General features: G+C 50.6%; 20 protein-coding genes. All 20 read left to right on the top strand.

The features are described from left to right. Positions 1 to 75 precede the first annotated feature (75 nt). The 20 genes from LOZ80_RS24390 (at position 76) to LOZ80_RS24295 (ending at position 25,356) form a co-directional block, all read left to right on the top strand. On the top strand, positions 76 to 972 hold the full coding sequence (locus LOZ80_RS24390) for a carbohydrate ABC transporter permease (protein ID WP_238167114.1): 897 nt from the start codon (positions 76 to 78) through the stop codon (positions 970 to 972). Positions 973 to 988: 16 nt separating this feature from the next. Further along, positions 989 to 1,882, top strand: coding sequence for a carbohydrate ABC transporter permease (locus tag LOZ80_RS24385; protein WP_238167113.1), 894 nt, complete (start codon positions 989 to 991; stop codon positions 1,880 to 1,882). Positions 1,883 to 1,897: 15 nt separating this feature from the next. Continuing rightward, the gene (locus LOZ80_RS24380) at positions 1,898 to 4,015 is read left to right on the top strand and encodes a heparinase II/III domain-containing protein (protein WP_238167112.1); all 2,118 of its coding nucleotides are present in this window, start codon (positions 1,898 to 1,900) and stop codon (positions 4,013 to 4,015) included. Between the two features lie 40 nt (positions 4,016 to 4,055). Beyond that, on the top strand, positions 4,056 to 6,596 hold the full coding sequence (locus LOZ80_RS24375) for a hypothetical protein (RefSeq protein ID WP_238167111.1): 2,541 nt from the start codon (positions 4,056 to 4,058) through the stop codon (positions 6,594 to 6,596). A 178-nt stretch (positions 6,597 to 6,774) separates the two neighbouring features. Continuing rightward, positions 6,775 to 7,002 carry an SGNH/GDSL hydrolase family protein gene (locus LOZ80_RS24370; RefSeq protein WP_238167110.1) on the top strand — a complete coding sequence of 76 codons (228 nt, stop codon included), beginning with the start codon at positions 6,775 to 6,777 and terminating at the stop codon, positions 7,000 to 7,002. Between the two features lie 537 nt (positions 7,003 to 7,539). Next, positions 7,540 to 8,874 (top strand): redoxin domain-containing protein, encoded by a 1,335-nt coding sequence (locus LOZ80_RS24365; protein ID WP_238167109.1) that lies wholly within the window; start codon positions 7,540 to 7,542, stop codon positions 8,872 to 8,874. Between the two features lie 211 nt (positions 8,875 to 9,085). Continuing rightward, entirely contained in the window at positions 9,086 to 9,763 is a 678-nt protein-coding gene (sdaAB, locus tag LOZ80_RS24360) for an L-serine ammonia-lyase, iron-sulfur-dependent subunit beta (protein ID WP_238167108.1), read from the top strand. After that, entirely contained in the window at positions 9,764 to 10,648 is an 885-nt protein-coding gene (gene sdaAA, locus LOZ80_RS24355) for an L-serine ammonia-lyase, iron-sulfur-dependent, subunit alpha (protein WP_238167107.1), read from the top strand. It abuts the gene before it with no gap. A 345-nt stretch (positions 10,649 to 10,993) separates the two neighbouring features. Next, on the top strand, positions 10,994 to 11,761 hold the full coding sequence (locus LOZ80_RS24350; protein WP_238167106.1) for a C40 family peptidase: 768 nt from the start codon (positions 10,994 to 10,996) through the stop codon (positions 11,759 to 11,761). A 386-nt stretch (positions 11,762 to 12,147) separates the two neighbouring features. Continuing rightward, complete coding sequence (locus LOZ80_RS24345; protein ID WP_238173105.1) at positions 12,148 to 14,190, top strand: molybdopterin-containing oxidoreductase family protein; 2,043 nt, start codon at positions 12,148 to 12,150, stop codon at positions 14,188 to 14,190. A 271-nt stretch (positions 14,191 to 14,461) separates the two neighbouring features. Beyond that, positions 14,462 to 15,418, top strand: coding sequence for an ABC transporter permease (locus LOZ80_RS24340; RefSeq protein ID WP_238167105.1), 957 nt, complete (start codon positions 14,462 to 14,464; stop codon positions 15,416 to 15,418). 12 nt (positions 15,419 to 15,430) lie between these two features. Further along, positions 15,431 to 16,360, top strand: coding sequence for an ABC transporter permease (locus LOZ80_RS24335; RefSeq protein ID WP_238167104.1), 930 nt, complete (start codon positions 15,431 to 15,433; stop codon positions 16,358 to 16,360). Between the two features lie 5 nt (positions 16,361 to 16,365). After that, entirely contained in the window at positions 16,366 to 17,370 is a 1,005-nt protein-coding gene (locus LOZ80_RS24330) for an ABC transporter ATP-binding protein (RefSeq protein ID WP_238167103.1), read from the top strand. Beyond that, entirely contained in the window at positions 17,345 to 18,310 is a 966-nt protein-coding gene (locus LOZ80_RS24325) for an ABC transporter ATP-binding protein (RefSeq protein WP_238167102.1), read from the top strand. The genes LOZ80_RS24330 and LOZ80_RS24325 overlap by 26 nt, the downstream gene beginning before the upstream one ends. Before the next feature lie 37 nt (positions 18,311 to 18,347). Further along, positions 18,348 to 20,081, top strand: a complete 1,734-nt coding sequence (locus LOZ80_RS24320; RefSeq protein ID WP_238167101.1) for an ABC transporter substrate-binding protein — start codon at positions 18,348 to 18,350, stop codon at positions 20,079 to 20,081. Positions 20,082 to 20,117: 36 nt separating this feature from the next. Then, complete coding sequence (locus LOZ80_RS24315; protein ID WP_238167100.1) at positions 20,118 to 21,449, top strand: LLM class flavin-dependent oxidoreductase; 1,332 nt, start codon at positions 20,118 to 20,120, stop codon at positions 21,447 to 21,449. Positions 21,450 to 21,468: 19 nt separating this feature from the next. Continuing rightward, entirely contained in the window at positions 21,469 to 22,464 is a 996-nt protein-coding gene (cysK, locus tag LOZ80_RS24310) for a cysteine synthase A (protein ID WP_238167099.1), read from the top strand. A gap of 1 nt (position 22,465) precedes the next feature. Then, on the top strand, positions 22,466 to 23,470 hold the full coding sequence (locus LOZ80_RS24305; protein ID WP_238167098.1) for a 1-aminocyclopropane-1-carboxylate deaminase/D-cysteine desulfhydrase: 1,005 nt from the start codon (positions 22,466 to 22,468) through the stop codon (positions 23,468 to 23,470). A gap of 113 nt (positions 23,471 to 23,583) precedes the next feature. Continuing rightward, positions 23,584 to 23,823: a hypothetical protein gene (locus LOZ80_RS24300; RefSeq protein WP_189016615.1), complete on the top strand. Its 240-nt coding sequence runs from the start codon at positions 23,584 to 23,586 to the stop codon at positions 23,821 to 23,823. A gap of 129 nt (positions 23,824 to 23,952) precedes the next feature. Further along, entirely contained in the window at positions 23,953 to 25,356 is a 1,404-nt protein-coding gene (locus LOZ80_RS24295; RefSeq protein ID WP_238167097.1) for an MFS transporter, read from the top strand. Positions 25,357 to 25,375 lie beyond the last annotated feature (19 nt).

The following is a 25,375-nucleotide window of genomic DNA, read 5'->3' as shown; positions in this document are numbered from 1 at the left end:
GTGATGTTCACAGCGAGAGTGGAGGAATAGCTCCACTCTCGCTCTCTACTTACACGAGAAACAGGAGGGAATGGGATGAACCGGACTCGTCAGATTGGGTTTTCATATTTATTTTTATTTCCGAGCTTTCTGCTGACAATGGTGCTAGGCGTCTATCCGATTGCTTGGGCAATCCGCTATATGTTTTATGAATACAAAGGGTTCGGTGCTGCCTCTTTTGTGGGCTTTGATAATTTCCGCAGGTTGCTGGAAGATTCAGAGTATTGGCATTCGGTCATTAATACATTTGTTTACGCAGGCGGCAAGCTGCTGATTACGCTGCCTTTGAGCTTAATCCTTGCTGTTATTCTTAATCAAAAGCTGCGGGGCCGCAATTGGCTTAGAGCGATCTATTTTATGCCCACCATCATCAGTTCTGCTGTTATGGCTGTTGTCTTCTTTATCATTTTCAATTCGTACAACGGAATTCTCAACCAATATTTAATCAAGTTTCACATCATCTCGGAAAGAATCGATTGGCTCGGACCTAAACATGCCATGCTCACAACGATCATTATTGCGGCATGGGGAGCGGTGGGCAACTACATGCTCTTATTCTTAGCCGGTCTTCAAAATATTCCAAACGATGTATATGAAAGCTCATCGCTGGATGGGGCAAATAAATGGCAGCAGTTCTGGTACTTAACGATTCCAATGCTCGGACCTGTGCTCCAAATCGTCATTATGCTGGCGATTATTAACTCGCTCAAAGGCTATGAAAGCATCATGGTCTTAACAGAAGGCGGACCTGTTGGCAAAACAGAAGTCATGTATTTATATGTGTATAAATTGTTCTTCCCAACCGCATCAGGTTCGTTGACAGAGCAACAATTTGGCTATGGAAGCGCGGTTGGATTCGTTACGGCGGTCATCGTCGGTATCATCACTTTAGCGTACCATGCGATGTCCAGGCGTCTGAACAAACTTCAATAAGGAAGGAGCAAGCAGGATGGAAGTCGTTACAGAATCTTTCAGAGGAAATAGTGTCAAAAAGCAAGTCCGGCAGGTCTCATTCGGAAAAATTAGCGGTAAAGTGCTGCTCTGGATCTTCTTACTCGTCACGGCGCTGGTCATCATCTTTCCCGTTGTTGTGACTTTTCTGGGCTCACTGATGTCCAATATTGAAATCACCAAAGGCGGAACCATCTTCCCCTCCTCGCTGCATTTCGAGAATTACTCGGAAGCATGGGTTCAAGCGAATTTTGCCAGATTTACTTGGAACAGCTTGTTTCTGAGCGGTGCGACGACGATCGGCACCTTGATCGTCGCTTCCATGGCTGCTTATGTCGTAGAGCGAATTGCCTTTCCGGGGAAGGCGCTGTTCGTAGGCATTCAAGCTGCAACGATGTTTATTTCAATTGGGGCTGTTGTTATCAGGCCGCAATTTGAACTGATGGTTAAGCTTCATCTGCATACGAATTTATGGGGTGTAGTCCTCATTTTGATTAGTGGTCATGCCTATATTTTCTTCATTCTGCTTAGCTTTTTACAAGGAATTTCCCGGGAATTAGATGAAGCCGCGCGGATAGACGGCTGCACCAATGCGGGGATCTTCTGGCGAATTATTTTACCGTTAATGCGTCCAGGCTTAGGGGTTGGGGCCCTGTTTACATTTTGTGGCGCGTGGAATGAATACTTGCGCCCTTTGGTGTTCACGATGACGAATCCCAAGCTGCAAACGCTGACGGTTGGATTGTCATACCTGCGTTATGGCGCATCGGCAGCGGTTCAAACACACTATATGCTGGCAGGCGCTTGTTTATCGATTCTGCCGCTTTTGGTCGTCTACATGATAGCTAACAAATCGTTCATGCAAATGACCGCTGGATCACTCAAGGGCTAGGAGGTCAGACATCAGATGGACACGAAACGTCTAAAACAGCTTCAAACAAATGCGAGCAAAGCCGAGTTTGCGGAGGCAATGGCACTGCTCAGGCAGGAGGCCGAAGAGGCTGAGAAGATTACCTATCAGATCCGGTCCCAAGAACAGGGGCAATGGACGCATTATTATCATTGCGATGTGGATGGCTCAAGGCTGACTTTTGCCTGGGACCAGCCGTTCCTGCATCGCTGCCCGTCTTGCGGCAAGGAGCGCAGCGGCGAACCTTTCAACGCTGCGTGGATATCGATTGCGCATAGTCTTATCGGCCGCGCAATTTATCACATTGCGCTGCTGTATGCGATCGAGCCTGACGTGCAGCGATTGGCGATCGTGAAGTCTTATCTAATGGCTTATGCAAGCCATTATGAAACCTACCAGACCCATGGGGATATTCCTTATAATGGGCCTGGCAAGTTGTTCGCGCAAACGCTCGATGAGGCGCACTGGATGATTGATCTTGCGATGGGATTCGATGTCATTCAAGAGCATCTAACGCTGGAAGAGGAAACGCATATTCGCAGCGGTTTGCTCGTGCCCTGCGCGCGGTTTCTGATTGCGCACAAAGAGAAGCAGATCCATAATCACTCGGTGCTGATTACATCTGCGATAGCCGCCATCGGGCTGCTGCTGAATGATGATGAAATCGTTCAGGCTGGGCTCGAGGGCGAATATGGCTTGCACGATCAACTGGAACGCGGCATTTATGAAGACGGTCTGTGGTACGAAGGCAATATGCAGTATCACTTCTACGCCTTCAAATCGCTGCTGCATTATGCTTTGATTGCCGAGGGTACTCAATGGGACATCTGGAACCGCGATGGGTTAAAAGCAATGTTCGATTATCCGCTGCACTTTGTGCTGCCGGATGGGGCGATGCCGACGCTTAATGATGCCGGTTTAGGGGACAGCATTGGCTCTTACACGCCCTATTACGAAATTGCTTTAGATATATATGGCGATGCGATTTATCGCTCTTTACTCAATACGGCTTACGGTACGGAATGGGCTGACAAGCATTATGCAAATGTGAAAACCGTCCGTCGAAACTCTGTTTATGGTTTGATGTTCGGGCAGCCGTTGGAACCAACGGCAGAAAGTAGAAGCGTAGTTCTGAGCGACGCGTCTCATCGAACAAGTTCATTCCCAGCCAGCGGTTTGAGCAAGCTGGTTCATTCTAATGGCTGGCAAGCGATTGTGAAGCACAGCCGGTTTGGCGGCGAACATGATCATATGGATCGCCTAGGGTTATCGGTCATATGCGGCAGCGTGCCCTTGCTGGTAGACCCTGGGACTACCGCTTACGGCATTCCGGCGCATTATGGCTGGTTCAAACACACGTATTCTCATAATACGGTGAGCATTAACGGAGCTGATCAGCCGCCGCGGGACGGGCGCATCGTACAGCTCGAAGAGCAGCCATGGGGGACATGGATCGAGACGGCTGTTGATTGGTTAAGCGATGATTTTCAGATGAAAAATCAGATTATTTTGCCCCCCGAGCTAAGTCCTTGGGATGTGGAAGCCTACGGGGGAACACAAATTCGGCGGATCAACGTATTGGCCGATAACCATCTGCTCGATATCGTGCAGGTCAGCGTGCCGCAGCTGCGTGATGTCCATTGGATGAATCATGTTAGTGGTCTTTTGCGGGAGCACGCCGATACGATTTGGGAGATTACGGACGAGCCGTTAGGCCGCTTGGAGCAAAAGTGGTTGAAGGACAAGCGCAAGCTGGCAGCTGGACCACATCGCTTCTCTTACCAAATGCGAGAAGGAGTCTTGGAGCAGGCGAGCTGGTGCTCGCTGCCAGTGGATATATATATGGCTTTGACACCGGACAATCCACCGAGCTCCGACCGGACTTCATTGATCCAACGGGTCGCTGTGCAGGGGACTGTATTGTTCATTCAGGCTGTTTTTTATGAGGCGCATAGGGAGTTTGCAGATGAGCAGACAACCCGTGTCGGGCAAGTGTCAGTCACCGCTTGCGAGGATGAGACATACCAGATTGAGTGGGTTCAAGGCGGGAACCAGCAGTGCTATGAGTTAACATTAAAGGATGCTAAAGCGAAATTGCGTAAATTTGTGAAATAATTAAATTTATATATCCCTAAGGGCAAAGGTGTGAATCCGTGTGCATAATCGGCTATCTTTTCTAAGCCTTTGGTCCATCAATGATGCTCTAAACTTGGAAGCACTCAAAACTCAACTCGACGAACTCCGCCTGGCTGGCTTGGAGGGCGTCATTTTTCATCCCAGATTTTATCCGAATGCCCCTGTTTATATGAGCCAGCCGTATCTGGAAGTGGTTTCTGACTTGATTCTTTATGCCAAATCCACCGGAATGATTTTCTGGATCTATGATGAGAATGGGTGGCCCTCTGGCACAGCAAGCGGGGAAGTGATGCGCCGATTGCCGCAATCCACCTGCAATTGGGTGCAGTGGGAGCCGGACGAGGCTCATGGGGGCCGAATCACTTTTGGCTCGAAACTGGCCGTCTCTTCACTCAACCCTGCAACTACCCAAATGTTTATCAGCATTACGTATGAGGGCTACCGTACTGGCTTAAAAGCGGAAGCGTTCGACTACGTGACTGGCTTTTTTTCCGATGAGGTGGCTTTTCTGGACGGCCATGGGATTACCGTGAAGACGGGTGGTATCCCTTGGGACGAACGATTTGAGCAGCAATATGAAGCGAAGTACGGCGAGGCGCTGCTGCCACAATTGCCGCTTTTATTTACGCAGGGGGAAGGCTTCGAGCAGTTCCGCGTACGTTATTGGGAGCTGTTAACCGATGCTATCGTGGACGGCTTCTATCGACCCGTAGCTGCATGGTGCGAGTCCTATGGCAAAAAGTTCACCGCGCATTTGAAGGCGGAAGAAAGCCCGTTCTTTCAGCTCTCCTACAGCGGCTCTTCCTTTCAGGTGTTGAAAGAAGTCGAAACACCAGCTATCGACGCCTTGGAGCGCTACCCTGGAAATAACTACTACCCGCGTATTGCACACTCCATTGCGATGCAGCAAGGACGCAGCGGTTCGCTCGTGGAAGCGATGGGCGGAAGCGGTTGGGGCGTATCGCCTGAATCTTTCACAAACTATGTCATGTGGCTGGCGAGCCATGGGATTTCGTGTTTTGTTCTTCACTTGAACCAGTTGAAGCTGAATACCCAAGCGATTCAAGACTGGCCGCCATCCATGCCCAGTCATTTGACATGGAAGGCGGCATTCCCGGCGCTGCTTGCTTCCTTGCAAGCGAAGGCGGCTTTGCTTCCGGATCTGACAAGGAAGCCGGATGTTTTGATCGTTTCGCCGACGCGCGGCATCATGGCGGCCTTCGATCCCCAAGATGCGATGCTAATGAATGAGCACGATGGCTCGAACATACCGCTCACGGCAGCAGGCCGGATCAATGAGAACTTGCTTGCGCTCGTCGAGGCTTGTTATGCAGGTGGACTGCATTACGAGTTCTCGGAGGAGCGGGTTATCGAGGAAGAAGGCGTCATCCTTGGCGAAGGCTTCCTGCGTATCGGGCAGCGCGACTATGATTGCGTGCTTGTGGCCGATGGCTGCAGATGGCATGACGCAGCGATGGAAGAGAAGCTGCGCGCAGCAGGCGTCACGGTCTGCGGACCGGACGACTGGCAGAGCAAGCTGCCTGTGAGGAAGCGGCGGGCCGCGGTGAGGACGGAGGCTGCGCCAGCCGTCAAGCAAACTCCGTGGACGATAACGCCGCCACTGAGGAATCAGATTTATGTGGAGTTACGGGATGGGCGGGAAAGACAGGATTGGCAGGACTGGCAGGACGAGAAGGGGGAGAAGCTAACCGCTGAAATTCTCCTCGACGATGCGATAATAGAAGGGCTCAGCTTGTTTATTCATGATCCGGTCAAGGAGATTCGGGTTAATGGCGCGCTGCTTTCTGTTGTCCCGAGTGGCGATGGCTATGAGGGGTTGATAGGGCCGACGATGAGGCCAATTGCTGCCGCAGGCCGATTGCTCATCGAGGTGACTCCGCTGCCTGGGGGCGAAGCTTGTCCGGTTGCCTTCATCCGGGGGCAATTCTCGGTCGTCAGCGAAGCTCCGCTCTTGGAGAAGGACGAGCATCAGTGGATGCTGGAGAGACCGTTCCGGCTTGCTGCGATGCCAACCATGATGGATGGCAGGAATCTGATTGCAGCCGGATTTCCGTTCGCGGCGGAGCCTTTTAAAGCGAAGAAGACGCTTGAACTGGAGCTGGAATCGAAAGCTGGGGCGGAGGTGGAACCGGAAGCAGGAGTAGGAGTAGGAGTAGAATTAGAATCGAAAAGCGGCTCCTATGCAAGCCTTGCGTTTAGGGGGATGCAGGCTGCTGCAGCTCATGTTTGGATGGATGGCAGTGATCTCGGATGGTGTTGGGGGCCAGATTGGTCCGTGCATCTGCCCGCGAAGCTGCTGCCTGGACCGCACCAGCTTGAAGTCTGGATTTACCCGAGCACCTTCAACCTATACGGTCCGCATTATCATCTTGACGGAGATCGCTATTTGACGAGCCCTGATCAATATAAAGGCATCAAGAACTTCGCCGATCGCCCGAGCACGTCCGAACGAACAAGAGGCAAGCATGCCCATTTCGTCAAATGGGGTATCTCCGGCGATGTGCAGCTGATCCTATCGGAAAAAAGGGATCCATCATAACGATAGCTGATGCAAGCGTATATCTGGCTGATATCGTGGAGGCGTCCAAGCGCCATTGGTCCGAAAACCAAATCATCAACATCGTCTGTCATGATCACAGTGTGTCCGCTGAGCAGGCGTTGGACATCACTGCCAGGGTTATCTCCTCCTAACGCCAAGCTGGGAGTACACCAGTCAGTTGTCGGACAAGCAGGAGGAATGGCGCCAACTGGAGCAGCATGCAGGCATGATCCGTGCTTTGGCGGTGGAATATGGTGTCGGCCTAGCCGATTCCTTCGAGGCTTTCCATGAGTTTGAAACGCAAGAAGGCAGCCTGACGGATGTTTTGTCGTCGACCAATCACCCTAGTGGGCTGGGGCATGTGCTTATCGCGAAGCGGATCTTTAATTGGTTTAATTGCTACTAGGGAGCAGCGTGCAGGCAAGGGGAGCGAGGGAGAAGTTGTTTCATTGGATTTATCCAATGAAACACATGGATATAGAACAAATGAACATCGTACATTGGAAAAATCCAATGAAATAGGTAGTTACAGGTCTATTCCTGGACTTTCCATTGGATATTTCCAATGAAACAGTGATTTCAGCCATATATATGGTGATTCTATTGGATTTGTCCAATGAAATAACCTCCAAGTCCCTTATCTGGCTGGCCGAGCCTCCGAGCATAAGCCGCACTCTGCATCTCCATTCCGCATAAAGTTGTTTGAAAAGCTGCTGGGCCCGAATCCGAGTGATGCTAACCGATACCGGCTGGCCTTTGCCGAAGATGAGGTTTATTCATCCACAAGCATGAGAAATGACCCGCTAAGGCTATTGGCCTAAGTTTGGGTCATTTTTTGTCGGATTTGCAATTAATTTATACAAAATTAAGTGGATATAAGTCCCATTTTCAGCTACACTGAAGAATGAAATGACCGAATATCAAGCAAAATTGGGGTGGCAATATGGCTAAGAAAGGTTTATCGATCGGCAAGAAAGCAGCACCGTTTCGACTAGATTCTACACAAGGCATGAAAGGCCTGGAAGATTTCAAGGGCAAACCGCTGGTGATTATTTTCTTGCGCGGAACCTGGTGTCACAACTGCCAGAAACAGATGCCGGAGTTAAATGACTATTATCAACGCTTTTTGGATAAAGGCGTTAATCTCATTGCGATTGCAGGCCAAAAGCTGATCAATATTAAACCTTACGTGGATGCCAATCGCATCAAATTTCCGATCCTTTCTGATGAAACCAGAGAAGTCATTAAATCCTATGAAGTGTTTACGCCGATCAAATGGGATTCCTTCCGTATTGCCATTCCAAGTACGTATATTATTGATGAAAACCAAATGATCCGCTATTCCTATATTGGTGAGAATCAAGCTGACCGTCCATCGGCAAAGGAAATATTGGAAGTGATCGACACCCTTGCGATCGTCTCTCAGGAAGATGCATCGATTCAAGAGGAGCTTCCTGTTTTCCTCGCGAATATGAAGTCCACGCTTGAGCACGTGAATACGTCTGCAGGTTATGTAACGAAAAGCATCGAGGGCAATCTTCATAATATTGAGGGATTAAAGGGAGCTTCTCAGCGGAATTTCGAACACTTGGAAGGCGCAGTCGATAACTATCAAAAGAAATCTGGCGAGTTAACGGAATTCAGCCAGCAGTTGAACACGACGTCTCATGAATTCACCGATATTCAGCAAATGAATGAGCAGTTGAGCCTTAATATTCAAACGACTCGCGGATTGATGGATGAACTCATCAGCATGACGAATGTCGTCAACGAGATGAGCACGGTGATTTCCCAAATTTCCCGGCAAACGAAAATTCTTGCCTTGAATGCGTCGATTGAAGCAGCCCGCGCAGGTGAGCATGGCAAAGGCTTCGCCGTAGTTGCGCAAGAAGTGAGCAAACTGGCGCATGGCACGGAAGAATCAGCGGGTAATATTACGGCGCAGCTGCAAGCAATTGATGAGAAAATCAATCAAAGCTTTTCATCGTTTGCCACATTTGAGGATACTATGAATACGGTAAGAGAACGGATTTCCGATAATTCGTCGCAGATTCTGGCCATTTCTGAGGGCATTAAGAGCATCGCAGATGACTCTCTGCTGTTAGGCGATGCGCTGAACCAGATCAAGGAGAGCCAGCATGACGCGCAGATTGATTTGAGTAAAATTCAAGAAGTGGAAACAACGATTAATTCCGAAGTGAATGATATTTTGCATGATATGCACTATCATGTGGATCAGTTGAATGCTTTGGATGAGAGAGCTAGAAAGAAGAAATAAACATAGCGCACTCAGTTAGATGAGGCTGTCCTAAAGGTTGCAATCCTTGGGGGCAGCCTCTTGTGCTTCTCACAGGAATATAAAGGCTAACTGGCAGGGAATATGGTAATATGAAGAGGCTTGCCTTTGGAGAATAAAGTCATAGCACAACGAGGGAAAATAAGGATATGCTGGAGAAGCGTCAAACATCATAGGAATGGAGCGCTGCTTGATGCGTTTTAAAGATGTATTTTCAATAATCGGACCCTCCATGATAGGTCCTTCCAGTTCTCATACGGCAGGTGCAGTTCGCTTGGGACGCGTTGCTCGTCAGCTGTTAGGCGAGCTGCCGTCCAAAGCTGAAATTACGTTATATGGTTCTTTCGCTGATACATATAAAGGGCATGGTACCGACTTGGCGCTCATTGGCGGACTGTTGGATTTCGAAACCGATGATCCGCGCATTCCAACGGCTGCGGAAGAGGCGGAGTCGCTGGGTGTCGAGATTGCCTTCCGTACGAGCAAGGATAAAGCAGACCACCCTAATACCGTTCGATTCCGGATATCCTCAGCAGGAGCAGAAGTGGTGATGACGGGCGCGTCGATCGGAGGCGGCAATGTGGAGATTGTGAACGTCAATGATTTTGATGTGAAATTTACTGCGGTCTACCCGACACTCGTCATTTCCCATCATGATCGGCCTGGGATGATTGCTGACATCACCACCTTGCTGGGCCGTAATCAGATTAATATCGGGTTCATGGATTTAGACCGCAAAGGCCGCGATCGTGAGGCCATGACTGTCATAGAAACGGATGCAGCCCTGCCGGATACGATAGTTCAAGAACTGCTGCAATTAAGCATGATTACTACTATTCGCAAAGTGGATCTTGCAGAAAGAGGCGATTAAATGAGGTTCCGTACCTTGAAGCAGCTAGCTGAGCTATGTAACGCAGAAGGAAAAACGATTGCCGAAATCATGCTGGCCGATCAAAGTCAGGAATCAGGTAAATCGGCGGACTATGTATTTGAGAAAATGCGGGCTTACTATCAGATTATGAAAGACGCTGTGGCCAAAGGGCTCACGGAAGATACGACATCCCGAAGCGGACTAACGGGGAAGGATGCGCAGCGTGTGGCCAGTTATTTAACCACCACAGAAGCATCGCTGGGAGAAGAAGCTTGCAAAGCCATGGCATATGCGCTGGCCGTATCCGAAGTGAACGCTTCGATGGGGCGCATTATTGCTACGCCAACGGCCGGTTCATGCGGGATTATTCCGGGCGTATTCATCAGCAGTCAGCAGCGATTCGGTTGGGATGACGATCATATGGTGAACGGCTTGTTAAGCGCGGGCGCTATCGGCTACGTCATTGCCAATAATTCCTTTGTATCAGGGGCCGAAGGCGGCTGCCAAGCAGAGGTCGGTTCTGCCATTGGCATGGCAGCGGGAGCGCTCGTGGAGCTGCGCGGCGGCACGCCGGAACAAGCGATGCATGCGGTTGGACTGGCGCTCAAGAACACACTGGGCCTCATCTGCGACCCGGTCGGCGGGTTGGTTGAGATTCCTTGCATCGTGCGCAACGGATTCGGGGCGGTGAATGCGATGGCTGCGGCTGATATGGCTTTGGCCGGCGTTAGGTCGGTCATCCCGTCGGACGAAGTCGTCCAAGTGATGTACGAAGTAGGCACGGCGATGCCGGAGAAGCACCGGGAGACCGCGAAGGGCGGTCTTGCGCAGACGCCAACCGGCCAACAGATTATGAAGGAACTTAATCTGGGGAAGAAGCGATAAAGAGTCTGCCCTTTGGAGTGATCGCGGAATTACCCGGGCTGCCTCGTGCGGAGGGAACTACAGGGCGCTATTCTAGCCAAAACTGGCATTATCGGGGCTAAAGGGAACTACAGTACGTTATTTTGCTTTTTGTTGGGAAAATTCAGCGCTTTTCGAGGAAATAAGACCCTGTAGTTCCGCTATGACCCTTGCATCCCTGCTATTTGCCTGAATAGCGTATTCTAGTTCCCTTAATCGGTTTTGCCGCTAAGAAGAGGCTCGTCTCTCAGGCGGCGAAGCCGTTTTTTGTGTTAGTTATCCGAGAAATTGGCATCCTAAGCGTATCACATGTGAAGGAGAGTTTAGATGCCAAAAATAATGATATGTGTAGGGTTATCCTGCCTACTCGCGATTGTTGCCGGATGTTCAAATCCGTCAAGAGTTCATCAGCAAAGCGTGCAAGAGCCGGCCAAACTTACAACAGAACGTCAAACCGACAATAGAATGTCCAATTGGAATCTAACAAGTAAGGATGCTGAACTCTACACAGGCGATTTGGGGATCGGCTTGCCCGCTAAGGCCACTCAGACGAAAAGCCGGGAGGTCGGAGGCCAGCCTTCATCAATCACTTCCAATAGCGCAACAATGCAGCAGGTGTTTCCGGATACTTCCGTTGTCCCCAAATCCGGAGGTATAGTGGAGAACGTGATTGATACGGCGATGACTTATTTGGGAACAGCGTATGAGTATGGTTCGAATCGGGCTGATCCAAGCACGTTCGATTGTTCGGACTTCACGCACTGGGCGTATCTATATGCCCTTGGCATGGATTTACCGACAGATTCAAGAGGCCAAGCAGCTTATGTAGAAACCTTTTCCGGGCGGAAGTATACGGATGTTCATCTTGCACAGCGGGGGGATTTATTGTTTTTTATAAGCTACAGAGGTAATACTGCCGCTGATTATGAAGGCTTAGATGCCTCACAGAAAGTCATTACCCATACAGGTATTTATTTGGGGGACGGTAAAATCATTCATACGGCTTCGCAGAAAACAGGCGGGGTACGGATCGATCAGATTTTTGACAATCATCTGCAATACCGCTTTGTTGTCGGGGGGAGCGTACTGGAATAGCCAAACAAATGGAGGCTGACTCAAAGGGTTGTAAACCTAGCGAGCAGTCTTTTTAATTTGCTTGTAATGGCGAGAAGCCTAACAGGAATTGCTCCTGCTAATTTTGCTCGGAATAGCTCTAAACCGCCTTCTAGCGGGAAAACCTCCATCTATTTCGAGGGGAAGTCGCTATTTACGGAAAAAGTATCAGAAATAAAGGGATATTTTCCATCTAATCTCACTATTTCTGCAGAAATAGCCCAATTAACGGTAGGTTTTCCAGTTAACGTGTCTGGAGGAGCAAATCTACGGTTTATTATTACATCAAGCTTAATTCGGGTTATAATCGGAACATGGCAGCAGAGTTAAGCGTGTGAAAAGGAGTGACTGAAGTGACAATAACGACAATGCGCGATGAACCTAATGGTGTTTTTCCGGCAGTATGCTCGCTGGATTGTCCGGATCAATGCGGTTTGCTGCTTCACAAAGAAGCAGGGAAGATCGTTAAAATAGAGGGTGACCCCGATCACCCGGTTACCAAAGGGGCTATTTGCAATAAAGTTCGCCATATGGCAGCAAGAATTTATGATGAAAAGAGACTGCAATATCCGATGAAACGGATAGGTCCCAAAGGGGAAGGCAGTCAATTTGAGCGAATTACGTGGGAAGAGGCGCTGGAGACGATTACGAGCCGCTGGAAAGGCTTAATTGCGGACAAAGGCCCTGAGTCCATACTGCCCTACAGCTTTTATGGCAATATGGGCCGTATCGGGACCGAAGGGATGGATCGCCGTTTCTTCAACCGAATGGGAGCCAGCCGGCTGCTGTATGCCATTTGTGAATCTGCCGGATCGGAAGGCTACAAGTATACGATGGGCGGCAGCTTCGGAACAGATCCGGAGGAGACGGTTCACGCTAAACTGATCATCATGTGGGGGATCAATGCGGTCAGCACGAACATGCATCAGGTCATGCTGGCTGAGCAAGCACGCAAAAATGGCGCCACAATCATCGTGATCGACGCTCACAAGAACCAAACAGGCCGCTGGGCGGACTGGTTTATTCCCGTCTTGCCTGGGACAGATGCCTTGCTCGCGCTAGGGATTATGCATATTTTATTCGCTGAAAATAAAGTCGATGAAGCGTTCCTGCAGCAATATACGATTGGGCATGAAGAGCTCAGGGAGCATGTGAAGTCCTATAATCCTTCTATGGTTTCAGCTGAGACAGGTGTACCTGTCTCAGATATTTATCGGTTGGCCCGCATGTACGGGGACACATCGCCTTCTTTTATTCGAATCGGCAATGGGATTCAGCATCATGACAATGGCGGGATGTGTGTGCGCACAATCGCTTGTTTGCCAGCGTTAACAGGCCAGTGGCTGCATCAAGGCGGCGGTGCAATCAAAGGAAACGGGGGATATCTGGAACACAATATTCCTGCCTTGCAGAGACCTGATCTGCGCAAAGAACCTGCGCGGCAAATTAATATGAACCTGCTCGGAAGCGCCCTATTGGAATTGGATCAGCCGATCTATTCGCTCTATGTGTACAATTCCAATCCGGCGTTGGTGGCACCCCATGCCAACAAAGTAAGGGAGGGTCTGGAACGGGAAGATTTGTTCACGGTTGTCCATGATCTCTTTCTAACGGAAACGGCGAAGTATGCAGATATTGTTCTTCCGGCGACGTCATCCTTCGAGAATACGGATTTTTATCGTTCATACTGGCATCGATATGTGCACTTGCAGCTCCCTGTAATCACGCCATATGGCGAAAGCAAAGCGAATGTTGATGTGTTCCGCTTGTTGGCCGCAGGGATGGGCTACGAAGAAGAAGCGCTGCAGGATACAGATGAAGAGCTAGTGCGTCAAGCGTTGGATCATCCGGGCAATCCTGCTCTGGCGAACATCACCTACGAGTCCTTGCTGGACCAAAGGTTCCTGAAAGCGGAGGTCAGGCCGCTGTTTCCCGGTGAACTCAAGACACCAAGCGGGAAAATCGAGCTGTATTCGCAGGAAATGGGAGTCAAGGGCTTCCCGCCGCTGCCGACGTATACGCCACTTGTGGATGAAGGCGAGGATCTGCCGTTTCTGTTCATTCCAGCGCCGAATCATAACTTCCTAAACTCCACATTTGCTCACAATGAGAAGCATACACGCATGGAAAAAGCGCCAAAGCTGCATATGAATGAAGCCGATGCGGCCTCCCTGGGACTAGTGAGCGGTGATTATGCGCGTGTCTGGAATCACCGTGGCGAGTGCGAATTGCTGGTAGCCGCGGGTACGGATGTCCTGCCGGGCGTCGTTGTCAGCCAAGGACTCTGGGCGGATGGGCCAGGGAACAAAGCGCTGGTTAACGCGCTTACGCCGGACCGTGTGGCGGATATGGGCGGCGGCGCAACCTTTTTCTCCGGACGTGTCCGTATTGAGAAAAGCAAACTGAACTGAACCTTTGGGCTGGCTGCCGCACTCGGTCGTTCAGAACTTGAAGGTGAATAGAATTATTGAATGCTAGAATAGAAAAGATTAATTAGACGTCATGTTCTGGACATGATAAATTAGTAAAAACAAAATTAACCAATAAATCCGATATGTATTGTCAGAATTTAATTTAAATACTGTCAAATAATGTCGACTGAATACTCAGAGATATAGAAATCCGCTAAGGAGATCTATGTCTTTTTTTATTATAAAGGAGCAAAAGGGGAGGTGAATTGAAATGCGCGCCTATATGACTAAACGTATGTTGTTTGCCATTCCCACTTTGCTGGGGGCTACGGTGCTTATTTTTTTTATTTTTGCTTTGACACCGGGTGATTTCGTGGACAGCGATGTTTCTTTGCCGGTTGATCGCGCAGCGGAGCTAAAGGCGATTTATGGGTTGGATCAGCCTATTATCGAAAGATACTGGCATTGGATGGTGAATGCGCTGCAAGGGAATTTGGGTTATTCGCTTAAATATCAAATGCCTGTTGTATCGCTTTTGAAGACTTATATGCTGAATTCCCTCGTCATTTCCGGGGCTTCGCTCCTGCTGACATGGGTACTGTCCATCGGGCTGGGTGTCCTGTCTGCGGTTCGCCGCTATTCCTGGTATGACGGCGTGCTGACATTGCTCGTGTTTGCCACGATGTCGTTTCCAACGTTTTTTCTCGGTTTGCTGCTGATCAAATATTTTGCGGTAGATCTGGGCTGGCTTCCTGTCAGCGGCATGCAGACAACGAACTCCAATGCCATCGGCTGGGCGCATTTGTGGGATGTATCGAAACATGCGTTTCTCCCCGTTGCTGTATTAACCATTGCCAGCATTGGCTCGGTAACGCGAATTGTGCGAGCAGATGTGATCAACGTGATTAAGCAGGATTTCATCCGCACGGCTCGTGCCAAGGGGCTTAAAGAGAAGACAGTTGTCTACAAGCATGCTTTGCGCAACGCCATTTTGCCGGCAATCACCTTGCTGGGACTGGAAATTCCCTTTTTATTCTCGGGAGCGATTATTACGGAGCAAATTTTTACATGGCCAGGTATCGGATTCGTCCATATGCAGGCGATCTCTGTCCGGGACTACCCGCTTTTGATGGGTTTTACCTTGTTTGTGACGGTGGTGACCGTCGCTGGCAATCTAATGGCTGAATGGCTGTATGCGGTTGCTGATCCCCGAATTCGATTAAAGTAAAGGAGCGCTCCAATGTCAATCGACAGGAATCACCTCACAATTTCGCCACTGCTGCCGAAGAAAGCGATTGTCCGTTCCTCGCCGTGGCGGCAGTCGATACAGCGTTTAAGAAAAAATAAACTTGCTGTCTGGGGACTTTTCATTCTACTAGTTACCATATTGCTTTGTTTAGCGGGACCGTTGTTCGCTAGCAGCACAGCCAATCGGGTAACAGCCTCGCTGATCAATAAGCCGCCTTCACTAGCCCATTGGCTGGGTACGGACAACGTCGGCCGCGATGTATTCGTGAGGCTGCTCCAGGGCGGACGCATCTCGATCATGGTCGGTGTTCTTTCCATGCTGTCAACGATTCTGGTCGGGACCGTCATTGGCCTTCTGGCTGGTTTCTACGGCGGTTGGGTCGATCAGCTGATTACCCGGTTGGCGGACGTGTTCCTTGCGCTTCCTGGAATCCCCATCCTGATTATTTTTGGAGCGATTTTCTCAGATTTGAAGGTCCCGGCTGGTTTGCGTATCTATTTCATCATCCTGCTGATCAGCTTGATGGCTTGGCCGACGCTGGCGCTGCTGATCAGGGGGCAGATCCTCTCCTTCAAGGAGCGGGCTTTCATGCTTGCAACAGAGACACTTGGCTTGCGAAACCGCAGGAAACTGTATCATTTGGTGCTGAATGTGACTCCGACCATCGTTGTTATTGCGACATTGACGGTCGCCAAAGCGATTCTGAGCGAAACGGTGCTCAGCTTTCTTGGACTAGGTGTCATCCCACCTACGCCATCCTGGGGAAATATGCTGACATCAGCCAATTCGCTGATTGATTTCCGTTTGCGACCTTGGCTGTGGATTCCGCCGGGCGCGGCTATTTTCATAACCGTACTGTCGATAAATTTCTTGGGCGAAGGCTTGCGAGATATATTGGACCCCAAGTTGAAGGGAAGGTGAGCCAGTTGGCCAATGTTGTGGCGGAACTGAAAGATCTGCATACATATTTCAATACGGAGGAAGGCGTAGTCAAATCAGTGAACGGTGTCAGCTTAGTTATTCATGAAGGGCAGACGGTCGCTATTGTGGGCGAGTCCGGGTGCGGCAAGAGCGTTACGGCGTTATCGATCATGGGGTTGATAGATGAGCCGGCAGGCCAAATTGTCAGCGGCGAGATCTTGTTTGACGGCCGTAATTTGGTCAAAACGGGGCGCAAAGAGCTGGAGCGGATTCGCGGCAAAGAGATTGCGATGATTTTTCAAGAGCCCATGTCGGCGCTGAATCCGGTGCTGTCGATTGGAGATCAAGTCTCCGAAGCTCTGATTGAGCATCTGCATCTTTCGAAGAAAGCAGCATGGCAGAAAGCGGAGGAACTAATTGCGAGCGTAGGCATCCCAAGAGCGAAGGAGATTCTCAAAGCTTATCCGCATGAACTGAGCGGAGGCATGCTGCAGCGCGTAGTTATCGCGATTGCGGTTAGCTGCAACCCCCGGCTGCTGATTGCGGATGAACCGACAACGGCGCTGGATGTGACGATTCAGGCGCAAATTCTTGATCTTCTGATGGAGATGAAGAGACAGCTTGATATGTCCATTCTGCTCATTACGCATGATTTGGGCGTTGTTGCGGAAGTCGCTGATTATGTTGTCGTCATGTATGGGGGCAAAGTGATCGAGCAAGCTTCGGTGCTTTCTTTATTCCAGAATCCCCAGCATCCCTATACGATAAGTTTATTAAAAGCCAAGCCTGATCTCGGTCAGCGGAAAAAAAGGCTGTATGCCATTCCGGGGCAAGTGCCGAATCCACTTCATCTGGGCAAAGCCTGCCACTTCATGGACCGCTGCGCGTACAGTAAGGACATTTGCCGGGAAGGCCAGCCGGAGCTTGAAGAGATCAGGCCCGGTCATTTGGCTGCATGCTGGCTGTACGAGGAGGAAAAAGCTGATGTCAGAACCGCTCGTTCAGGTTAGCCAGCTTAAGAAATATTTTCCCGTCAGGAGCAATCTGTTCGGCAAAAAGACCGGCGATGTGAAGGCTGTTGACGGCGTCGATTTCACCATCCGCAGAGGCGAGACATTCGGACTGGTCGGAGAATCCGGCAGTGGCAAAAGCACGATCGGCCGCATGCTGCTCAGACTGGGCGAGAAGACCGAAGGCGAGATTCTTTACAAAGGCATTGATTTGTATGCCCTGACGCGAGAAGAACTGCGGAAGGTGCGGCCGCAGATGCAAATGGTGTTCCAGGATCCGTATTCCTCGCTCAATCCCCGAATTCGCATCGGGGAAGCGATTGGGGAAGCCCTGATCGAACACGGCTTCGCCGGCAAGGGGGAGGTCCGGGAGCGGGTGCTTGAAGTGCTCCAGCTATGCGGGCTTGCCGCCCATCATATCGATCGCTTCCCGCATGAATTCTCCGGTGGCCAGCGCCAGCGTATCGGCATCGCCCGGGCGATTGCGCTCGATCCCGACTTTATTGTGGCTGACGAGCCGGTATCGGCGCTGGACGTGTCGATTCAGGCGCAAATAATTAATCTGCTGCAGGATTTGCAAGAATCGAGACAGTTGACTTATTTATTCATCTCTCATGATTTAAGCGTTGTGGAGCATCTCTGTTCAACGGTTGGTGTTCTGTATTTAGGCTCATTCGTAGAAGTCGCTTCGAGAGATGAATTGTTTGATCACCCGCAGCATCCGTATACACGCGCTTTGTTGTCGGCAGTACCGATAGCGGACCCGACATTCAAGCGCGAGAAAATCATTCTGAAGGGTGATATCCCAAGCCCACTCCATCCGCCAAGCGGCTGTAAGTTCCATACGCGTTGCCCGCTTGCGCAAGAAGTTTGCCAGGCGGAGCGGCCAGCCCTTCGCGATCTTGGAGCCGGACATCTGGTTGCTTGCCACTTGGTCTGACGATTCATCATTATACCTATACAATGGAGGTTTATTCATGGCGAAATCTATATTCAGATCTTTATCCGTTTTGCTGCTTGCCACGGTTGTGACAGCCTGCGCCAGCAATGCTGAACCTTCGGGCACAAGCAATGCCGGCACGAGCGGAGCGCCGGCAGCTATCAGTTCTAATATCAAGGACGGCACTATTCCTGCCTCCGATAAGTCCAAGAATCCGAAGGCGGCGCTGAGCCGCACAGATACGTTCATCGTAGGGCTTACCTCCGCCCCGGATGGCAAGTATAATCCGCTCCTCGGTGCATACTGGAATCAGAACGTTAATGAACTGGTATTTTCCTCGCTCGTTGCGATAGATAAAGCTGGCCTTCCGGTACCCGCACTGGCAGATAAATGGGAAATAGCAAACGACGGTTTGCAGTACACGTTTCACCTGCGGCCTGATTTGACATTCAGCGATGGTTCGCCGCTTACCGCAGAAGACGCCGCCTTCTCCCTGATGGTGCTGCACGATCCAACCTATGACGGACCAACGGACATTACGCAAGCCTACATTAAAGGCGGAACCGAGTACAAGAAAGGGGCGGCGACGTCCATCGAAGGAATTAAGGTTATAGATCCGCTCACGCTGCAGGTTCAGACCACACAATCCAGCGCGCTGGCTTTGAGGCTGATCGGCGGCTACGTCATTCCCAAAGTTTATTACGGACCCAAGTACAAGAAGGGCGACTTGTTGGCGTTCAAAGAATTGAATGCCAAACCGCTCGGCGCAGGACTGTACACATTTGACAAAGAGGTCAAAGGTCAGGAGATCCGTCTGGTTGCCAATCAGCTGTACTATAAAGGCAAACCGCAAATTCAGAATTGGATCTATAAAATTGTCAATGAAGCAACGGCCTTGCAAAATTTGGCCGCAGGAGAAATTGATTATATTGCTTTTACGACGTCGAATACAGATATTGCAGAGCAACTCAAACTGCTTAGTTTTGTGGATGTCAATACGTATACAACGAACCAGTTCGCCTACCTTGATTTCAATACCAAGAGCCCAGTTCTGCAGGATAAAAACGTTCGCATTGCTTTGCAATACGGTCTGGATCGCCAGAAATTCGTAGACATTCTGTATCAAGGCTATGGGGAAGTGGGCAACCATCCGGTCGCCCCGACTTCTTGGGCATATCCGAAAGATGTGAAGGGTGCAACGTTCGACGCGAAGAAAGCGAAAGAACTGCTGGATCAAGCCGGCTGGAAAGTCGGTGCAGGCGGTATTCGCGAGAAAGACGGCAAGAAATTAACGGTCCGTTACTTGAGCCGAGATAGTAATTTCGATAAGGTGCTGATCCCGATTCTCAAAGAAAATTACACGGATATTGGCGTTGACGTGCAATTCGAAACGCTCGATTATAATGCCGTCGTAGCAAAGCGGAATAAAGGGGACTTCGAGCTTGCCTACTTCTTTTATTCGACGAACGATCCCTACGATCAATTAAGAACTTATTACAGCAAGAGTCCCGAAGTTCCGGAGGCCAGGAAATACACGAATGAAAAGGTCGATCAATTGATTGTTCAAAGCACGAGCATTCTCGATCAAAACAAGCGGCTTCCGCTGCTGAAGGATCTGTATCAGGAGTTGACCAATGATCCGCCAACGTTTATTTTGGCTTATTACAAAGTGTTGTCAGCAACGAATTCGCGGATCAAAGGCATCGTCCCGAATACGTACCAAGGTATCGTCAACCAAATCGACTCTTTGAACTATAAGATTGACAAATAAGACTGTGAAAATGAATGGAAAGGCGGGCGAGCCGCAATGAGCCACCAGCATAAGCAGATGATTCTTAACTTCTTTTTAAACAATACAGGCGTTCATGAAATGGGCTGGAAACATCCGGAGGCGCAGCCGGAGCGGGTGTCGGATCTCTCGCACTATATTGAGCTTGTGCAAATTGCCGAGGCAGCGAAATTCCACGCCGTTTTCCTCGCTGACAACTTGTCGCTTGGCCCGCTGGTGGCCACCAACGGTTTGAGCACAGGCTTCGAGCCTGTGACTTTGCTGGCGGCTCTGGCGGCGGTCACAAGCCGGATCGGATTGATCGCGACGGTATCTTCCACATACACGGAACCTTTCAATACAGCCCGTTTGTTTGCCTCACTCGATCATCTCAGCGGCGGTCGCGCTGGCTGGAATGTCGTCACATCCGCCAACAGTCTGAGCACGCAGTTAAATTTCCAACAGGAAGAGTCGATTACACATGAAGTGTATTACAATCGTGCCGAAGAGTTCGTCCAACTGGCCAAAAAGTTCTGGGATAGCTGGGAAGATGATGCGCTAGTGCTGGATCGTGAGAAGGGGATTTACGCGGATCAAGACAAAATCCATACCTTTGATCATCATGGACCCTATTATGATGCCAAGGGACCGCTGAATCTGCCCCGATCACCGCAAGGTTATCCGGTGCTCGTGCAAGCCGGAGCCTCGGAGACGGGCAAGAACTTTGCCGCTAGAACCGCGGAGGTGGTCTATACGATGCAGCCAGCCTGGGAAACAGCGCAAGCTTTCTACCGGGATATCAAGTCCCGCGTCGAGAAGTTTGGCCGAAACCCGGACGAATTGAAAATCATTCCCGGTATTTGCCCGGTTATTGGCGAAACGGAAGAGGAAGCCAAAGAGAAGGCTGCGAAGATTCATAAGCTGCTCGATGTGCGTGTGGGGGTGAAGCGGATCTCCTTGGCTATTGACTATGATTTGTCGGCATTTCCGCTGGATGAGCCTGTGCCGGATTTATCGGGTATCCCCAATCAGAAAACGTATTCCAAGCTGATTCAGACTATTGCCCGCAACGAGCAGCTAACGATCAGGCAGTTGGTGCATCGAGTTGCCAGCGGCAACGGTCACTTGACGTTTGTTGGGACGCCGGTGCAAATCGCTGATGAATTGGAGGCGTGGTTTCTGAAAGCTGCTGACGGCTTCGCCATCAGACCTCAACTTTCACCAGGGGGATTGGCGGATTTTGCGAAATGGGTAGTTCCGGAACTACAGCGCAGAGGCTTATTTCACAAGGAGTACACCGGACGAACGCTGCGTGAGAATTTGGGCCTTAAGCGGCCGGTTAATTCATTCATCAAACAGTTTAGCGGGTAGTTCGAAGGAGGGATTCCGTGTGGGAAACAGAAATAAATTGTGTGACAATATACTCGATCTCATTGGTCTTACGCCGCTCGTGCGGATTAACAAGCTGGTCGGGGAAGCGGATGCCGAGGTGTACGTCAAGCTGGAATCGTTCAATCCCGCTGGGAGTGTCAAGGATCGTACGGCCTATGGCATCATTCGCCAGGCGGAGCAGGACGGATTGCTCCAGCCGGGGGGAACGATTATCGAGCTGACCAGCGGCAATACAGGCATTGGACTGGCGGCCATTGGCGCTGTGCTGGGCTATCCGACGATTATTTTCATCCGTGAGAAATATAATCAAGAGCGATTTGATCTGCTGCGCGCTTACGGCGCCAAGATCATTACATTCGGGGTCGACGAGGATATGGCCGATGTCAAGGAAAGAGTCGAGCAGCTTCATCGAAACCTGCCGGGAAGCTATCTGGCCAAGCAGTCGGAGAATCCGGCCAATCCTGAGATTCATCGGCAGACGACGGCCGAGGAGATTTTGTATCAGACAGACCAGCGATTGGATGCTTATGTCGGAACCTCCGGTACAGGAGGAACGATTACAGGTGTTGGAGAGCGGATTAAGGAAGTGCTGCCGGAGGTGACCGTCCATCTGGTGGAATCGATTCATTCCAAAGTTATTGAAGGTGAAGAGCCTGGCGAGCATCGCATTTACGGGATTAGTCCGCCAATGCTCCCCGAAGTGTTGAATAAGGATATTGTTGATGAAATCATTCATATTCGGGATGAGGACGCGTATGAGACTGCCAAAGCGTTGGCGCGCCGGGAAGGCATTCTTGCCGGGCCTTCGACCGGTGCGGCCGTCTGGGCTGCCCTGCAGGTTGCCCGCAGGCTGGGCAAGGGCAAACGCGTTATCGCGCTAGGACCGGATACCGGGGAAAGGTACCTCAGTATAGGGGTGTTTCGCGATACGGAATCGGCGGAAGCAGACAACACACAGGAACAACTTCTTCAAGTGCCAGTAGGAGGCAAATGATATGACAACGGAAGCGAAGAACAAACCGCGCGTGGCTTTGGGCGAATGGCCGACCCCTTTGCAGGAAGCCAAACAATTATCTGCGCTGCTCGGAGGCAGGCTGCTAGTGAAGCGCGAGGACCTTTCCGGACTTGGCGCCGGAGGAAACAAAGCGCGAAAGCTTGAATTCCATCTTGGCCAGGCGCTGGCGGAAGGGGCTACGCATCTGATTACGACGGGGGCTGTTCAGTCGAATCACGCGCATCTGACCGCAGCGGCTGCCCGCAAGTTGGGCTTGCAGGCGCATCTTGTTTTGACGGGCTCCTCGGATGCATCGCCCCGCAGCGGTAATTTATTGCTCGACCACATTCTGGAGGCGGAGATCACCTTTGTTGAACCACCGGAAGGCCAGTCGGCACAAGCTTATGTGACGGAACAGATGCGGGAGATTGCCCGTCGAATTGCCGAAGCAGGAGGCAAAGCTTTTATCATCCCCGAAGGGGGAACAGACCTGCTCGGCACGCTGGGCTACATCGAAGCGCTGCGCGAGCTGGGAGGACAGCTGGAACTGCGGCTTGGATCTGCAAGCCGGGTACTGGTGGCGGTGGCCGCAGGAACTTGCGGCACCTTCGCCGGCTTGCTGGCAGGTGCCAAGCTGTCGGCCTTCCCGTTCGTCATTGACGTTCTCGGCGTCAGTATTAGCGGCAAGACCGAGCTCAAGATCAAGCGGACGGTCCGGCTCGTGAATGAAGCGCTGCAAGCTTCAGGCTCCTTGCTTGAAGTGAGCGATGATCAGGTATGGATCGAGGATCGTTTCATCGGCGAAGGCTACGCCAGCAAAACGGAGGCAGGCGCGGAAGCCATCCGTTTAACTGCGCAGAACGAAGGCATCTTTCTGGACCCCGTTTATACGGGCAAAGCGATGGCTGCCTTGCTGCATCTGGGCCGCACGGGCGAACTCGACGATTACGATGCTGTGGTGTTCTTGCATACAGGGGGACTCCCGCTGTTGTTTCACTATGCGTAACCATACAAGCATTCAGGCTGGAGCGGACCGGTGATTGATACCGTCCCGTCCCGGCCTTTTGGCTGAACCTTTGGGCGGATCGCCGCATAAGCTGGTTCAGGAGGTGATGGCCTATGTCATTGCAGCACAAAGCGTATGGTTGGATCGGCAGTCCGGTAGGTGTATCCCTAAAGGACGGGACGGGTACTTCGGGGATTCTGTGCAGTATTCAAGGCGGATCCATCTATGTGATTGAATATTTATATCATACGCAATTTGCTACCAAGCACTACCGTTTCGAGCAAATTCAAGACATTTTGCCGTTTCCGCAATGTCCGAAACCGACATTGTACCAAACGCAGCCATTGTACTAAGGATCGGTGTCCCGGCGTAGAGAGATCTACGTTGGAGACACCTTTCTTTTTTTCTAAGATAGCTTCGTTCCGAAACTAGCTGTGGTAAGATGAAAAGAAACGAGGAAAAGCTTGAAAGAGGGTAAATCGATGTCATCCACCATGTATCCCAGAAGATGGGGCATTCTGCAAATTATTAATATGGGTACGCTTATTTCTACACTGGATGTTGGGATTGTCAACGTCATCCTGCCTAATATGGCGCAGCAATATGACATTACACTGGCGCAAATTCAATGGGTGGCGACGGCTTATCTGCTCACGATGGTTGCATTGCTTCCTTTTTTGGGCAAGATATCGGATAAATGGGATCGCAGGCACATCTATAGCTTCGGATTTCTCATTTTCAGCGTTGGCTCGATGTGCATCGCCTTATCTGACAGTTTCTCAGGTTTATTGATCTCGCGCTGTCTGCAAGGAGTCGGGGCGACGATGATTATGGCGAATAGCCAAGCCTTGGTCCGTCAAGTATTTCCCGATCACGAGCGTGGACGGGCACTTGGCATGAATGCCATTGTCATCGCAGCCGGAACTATGGGGGGGCCTGCACTGGGCGGCATCCTGCTGGAATGGGTCAGTTGGCCATGGCTGTTTTGGATTAATGTGCCCATAGGATTGGTTGCCTTTGTCCTTGGACTTCGTTGGTTCCCCCGAGCTAAGAACAAGGGAGTGGCAACTTCATTCGATTTGCTGGGTTCGTTCTTGCTCGCTGGCTCCTTGTGTCTCTTGATGCTTGCCGCTGAAGGGAGTAAGGAGCATGGTTTCACGCTGTCTATTCTGGCTGAAGCTGCAGGAGGAGTTCTTGCGTTAATTGTTCTCATTTGGTATGAACGGCGACTGCCAGATGGCATATTGGATCATGAATTATTCCGTAATCGCACTGTTTTTATAGGAAATATGAGTTCGTTTCTGATGAATTTGGCACAGACAGCCACGTTGATTCCAATCGCTTTTTACTTGCAGAGCGTACTCGGTTTCTCGGCGTGGAAGACGGGCATTCTGATGATTCTGCAACCGCTGATGATGGGGATTGTTGCCCCGTATGCAGGTAGAATCCGAGATTTGTATGGGGCACAATTTCTGATAAAATCAGGAGCTGCGCTAGGGGCTGTCTCTATGCTGGTTGTCGCGTGTTTCCCTAGTGTAAGCCAATTGGCTATTGGATTGCAGCTTGCTTTATTCGGTATCGGGATGGGCTTGTTCCACGCTACGATGAATGCAGAAATCATGAGCGCTGCGCCAGAGACGAAACTGAGCTTGGCAGGAAGCTTGCTGGCCATGGTGCGCTATATGGGACAAATCGCCGGAATCGGCTTGGCTACCCTTATGGTTGGCCGTATGGGATTGGACGGGGGAGACAGCGGGGAAATCAGCTTGCTGATGCGGGTACTCTTTGGCATTTGCTGCATGAGCTGCCTGGTTGTTGTCGGGATGGTGCGAACACTCTCCTTGAATAGACCTAGTTCAATCGAAAGTTTAACGCAGAGCAAATAATAATATAATGAATGCTGAG

The sequence above is a fragment of the Paenibacillus sp. HWE-109 genome (assembly GCF_022163125.1).
In the GTDB taxonomy this organism is placed as follows: Bacteria; Bacillota; Bacilli; order Paenibacillales; family NBRC-103111; genus Paenibacillus_E.
The sequence above is the reverse complement of the archived record's forward strand: the minus strand, read 5'-3'. Positions and strand labels throughout refer to the sequence as shown.

Coding starts and splice junctions, on each gene's coding strand:
- LOZ80_RS24390 (WP_238167114.1), top strand. CDS start 76: ATGAACCGGACTCGTCAGATTGGGTTTTCATATTTATTTTTATTTCCG.
- LOZ80_RS24385 (WP_238167113.1), top strand. CDS start 989: ATGGAAGTCGTTACAGAATCTTTCAGAGGAAATAGTGTCAAAAAGCAA.
- LOZ80_RS24380 (WP_238167112.1), top strand. CDS start 1,898: ATGGACACGAAACGTCTAAAACAGCTTCAAACAAATGCGAGCAAAGCC.
- LOZ80_RS24365 (WP_238167109.1), top strand. CDS start 7,540: ATGGCTAAGAAAGGTTTATCGATCGGCAAGAAAGCAGCACCGTTTCGA.
- sdaAB (WP_238167108.1), top strand. CDS start 9,086: ATGCGTTTTAAAGATGTATTTTCAATAATCGGACCCTCCATGATAGGT.
- sdaAA (WP_238167107.1), top strand. CDS start 9,764: ATGAGGTTCCGTACCTTGAAGCAGCTAGCTGAGCTATGTAACGCAGAA.
- LOZ80_RS24350 (WP_238167106.1), top strand. CDS start 10,994: ATGCCAAAAATAATGATATGTGTAGGGTTATCCTGCCTACTCGCGATT.
- LOZ80_RS24345 (WP_238173105.1), top strand. CDS start 12,148: ATGCGCGATGAACCTAATGGTGTTTTTCCGGCAGTATGCTCGCTGGAT.
- LOZ80_RS24340 (WP_238167105.1), top strand. CDS start 14,462: ATGCGCGCCTATATGACTAAACGTATGTTGTTTGCCATTCCCACTTTG.
- LOZ80_RS24335 (WP_238167104.1), top strand. CDS start 15,431: ATGTCAATCGACAGGAATCACCTCACAATTTCGCCACTGCTGCCGAAG.
- LOZ80_RS24325 (WP_238167102.1), top strand. CDS start 17,345: ATGTCAGAACCGCTCGTTCAGGTTAGCCAGCTTAAGAAATATTTTCCC.
- LOZ80_RS24320 (WP_238167101.1), top strand. CDS start 18,348: ATGGCGAAATCTATATTCAGATCTTTATCCGTTTTGCTGCTTGCCACG.
- LOZ80_RS24315 (WP_238167100.1), top strand. CDS start 20,118: ATGAGCCACCAGCATAAGCAGATGATTCTTAACTTCTTTTTAAACAAT.
- LOZ80_RS24305 (WP_238167098.1), top strand. CDS start 22,466: ATGACAACGGAAGCGAAGAACAAACCGCGCGTGGCTTTGGGCGAATGG.
- LOZ80_RS24300 (WP_189016615.1), top strand. CDS start 23,584: ATGTCATTGCAGCACAAAGCGTATGGTTGGATCGGCAGTCCGGTAGGT.
- LOZ80_RS24295 (WP_238167097.1), top strand. CDS start 23,953: ATGTCATCCACCATGTATCCCAGAAGATGGGGCATTCTGCAAATTATT.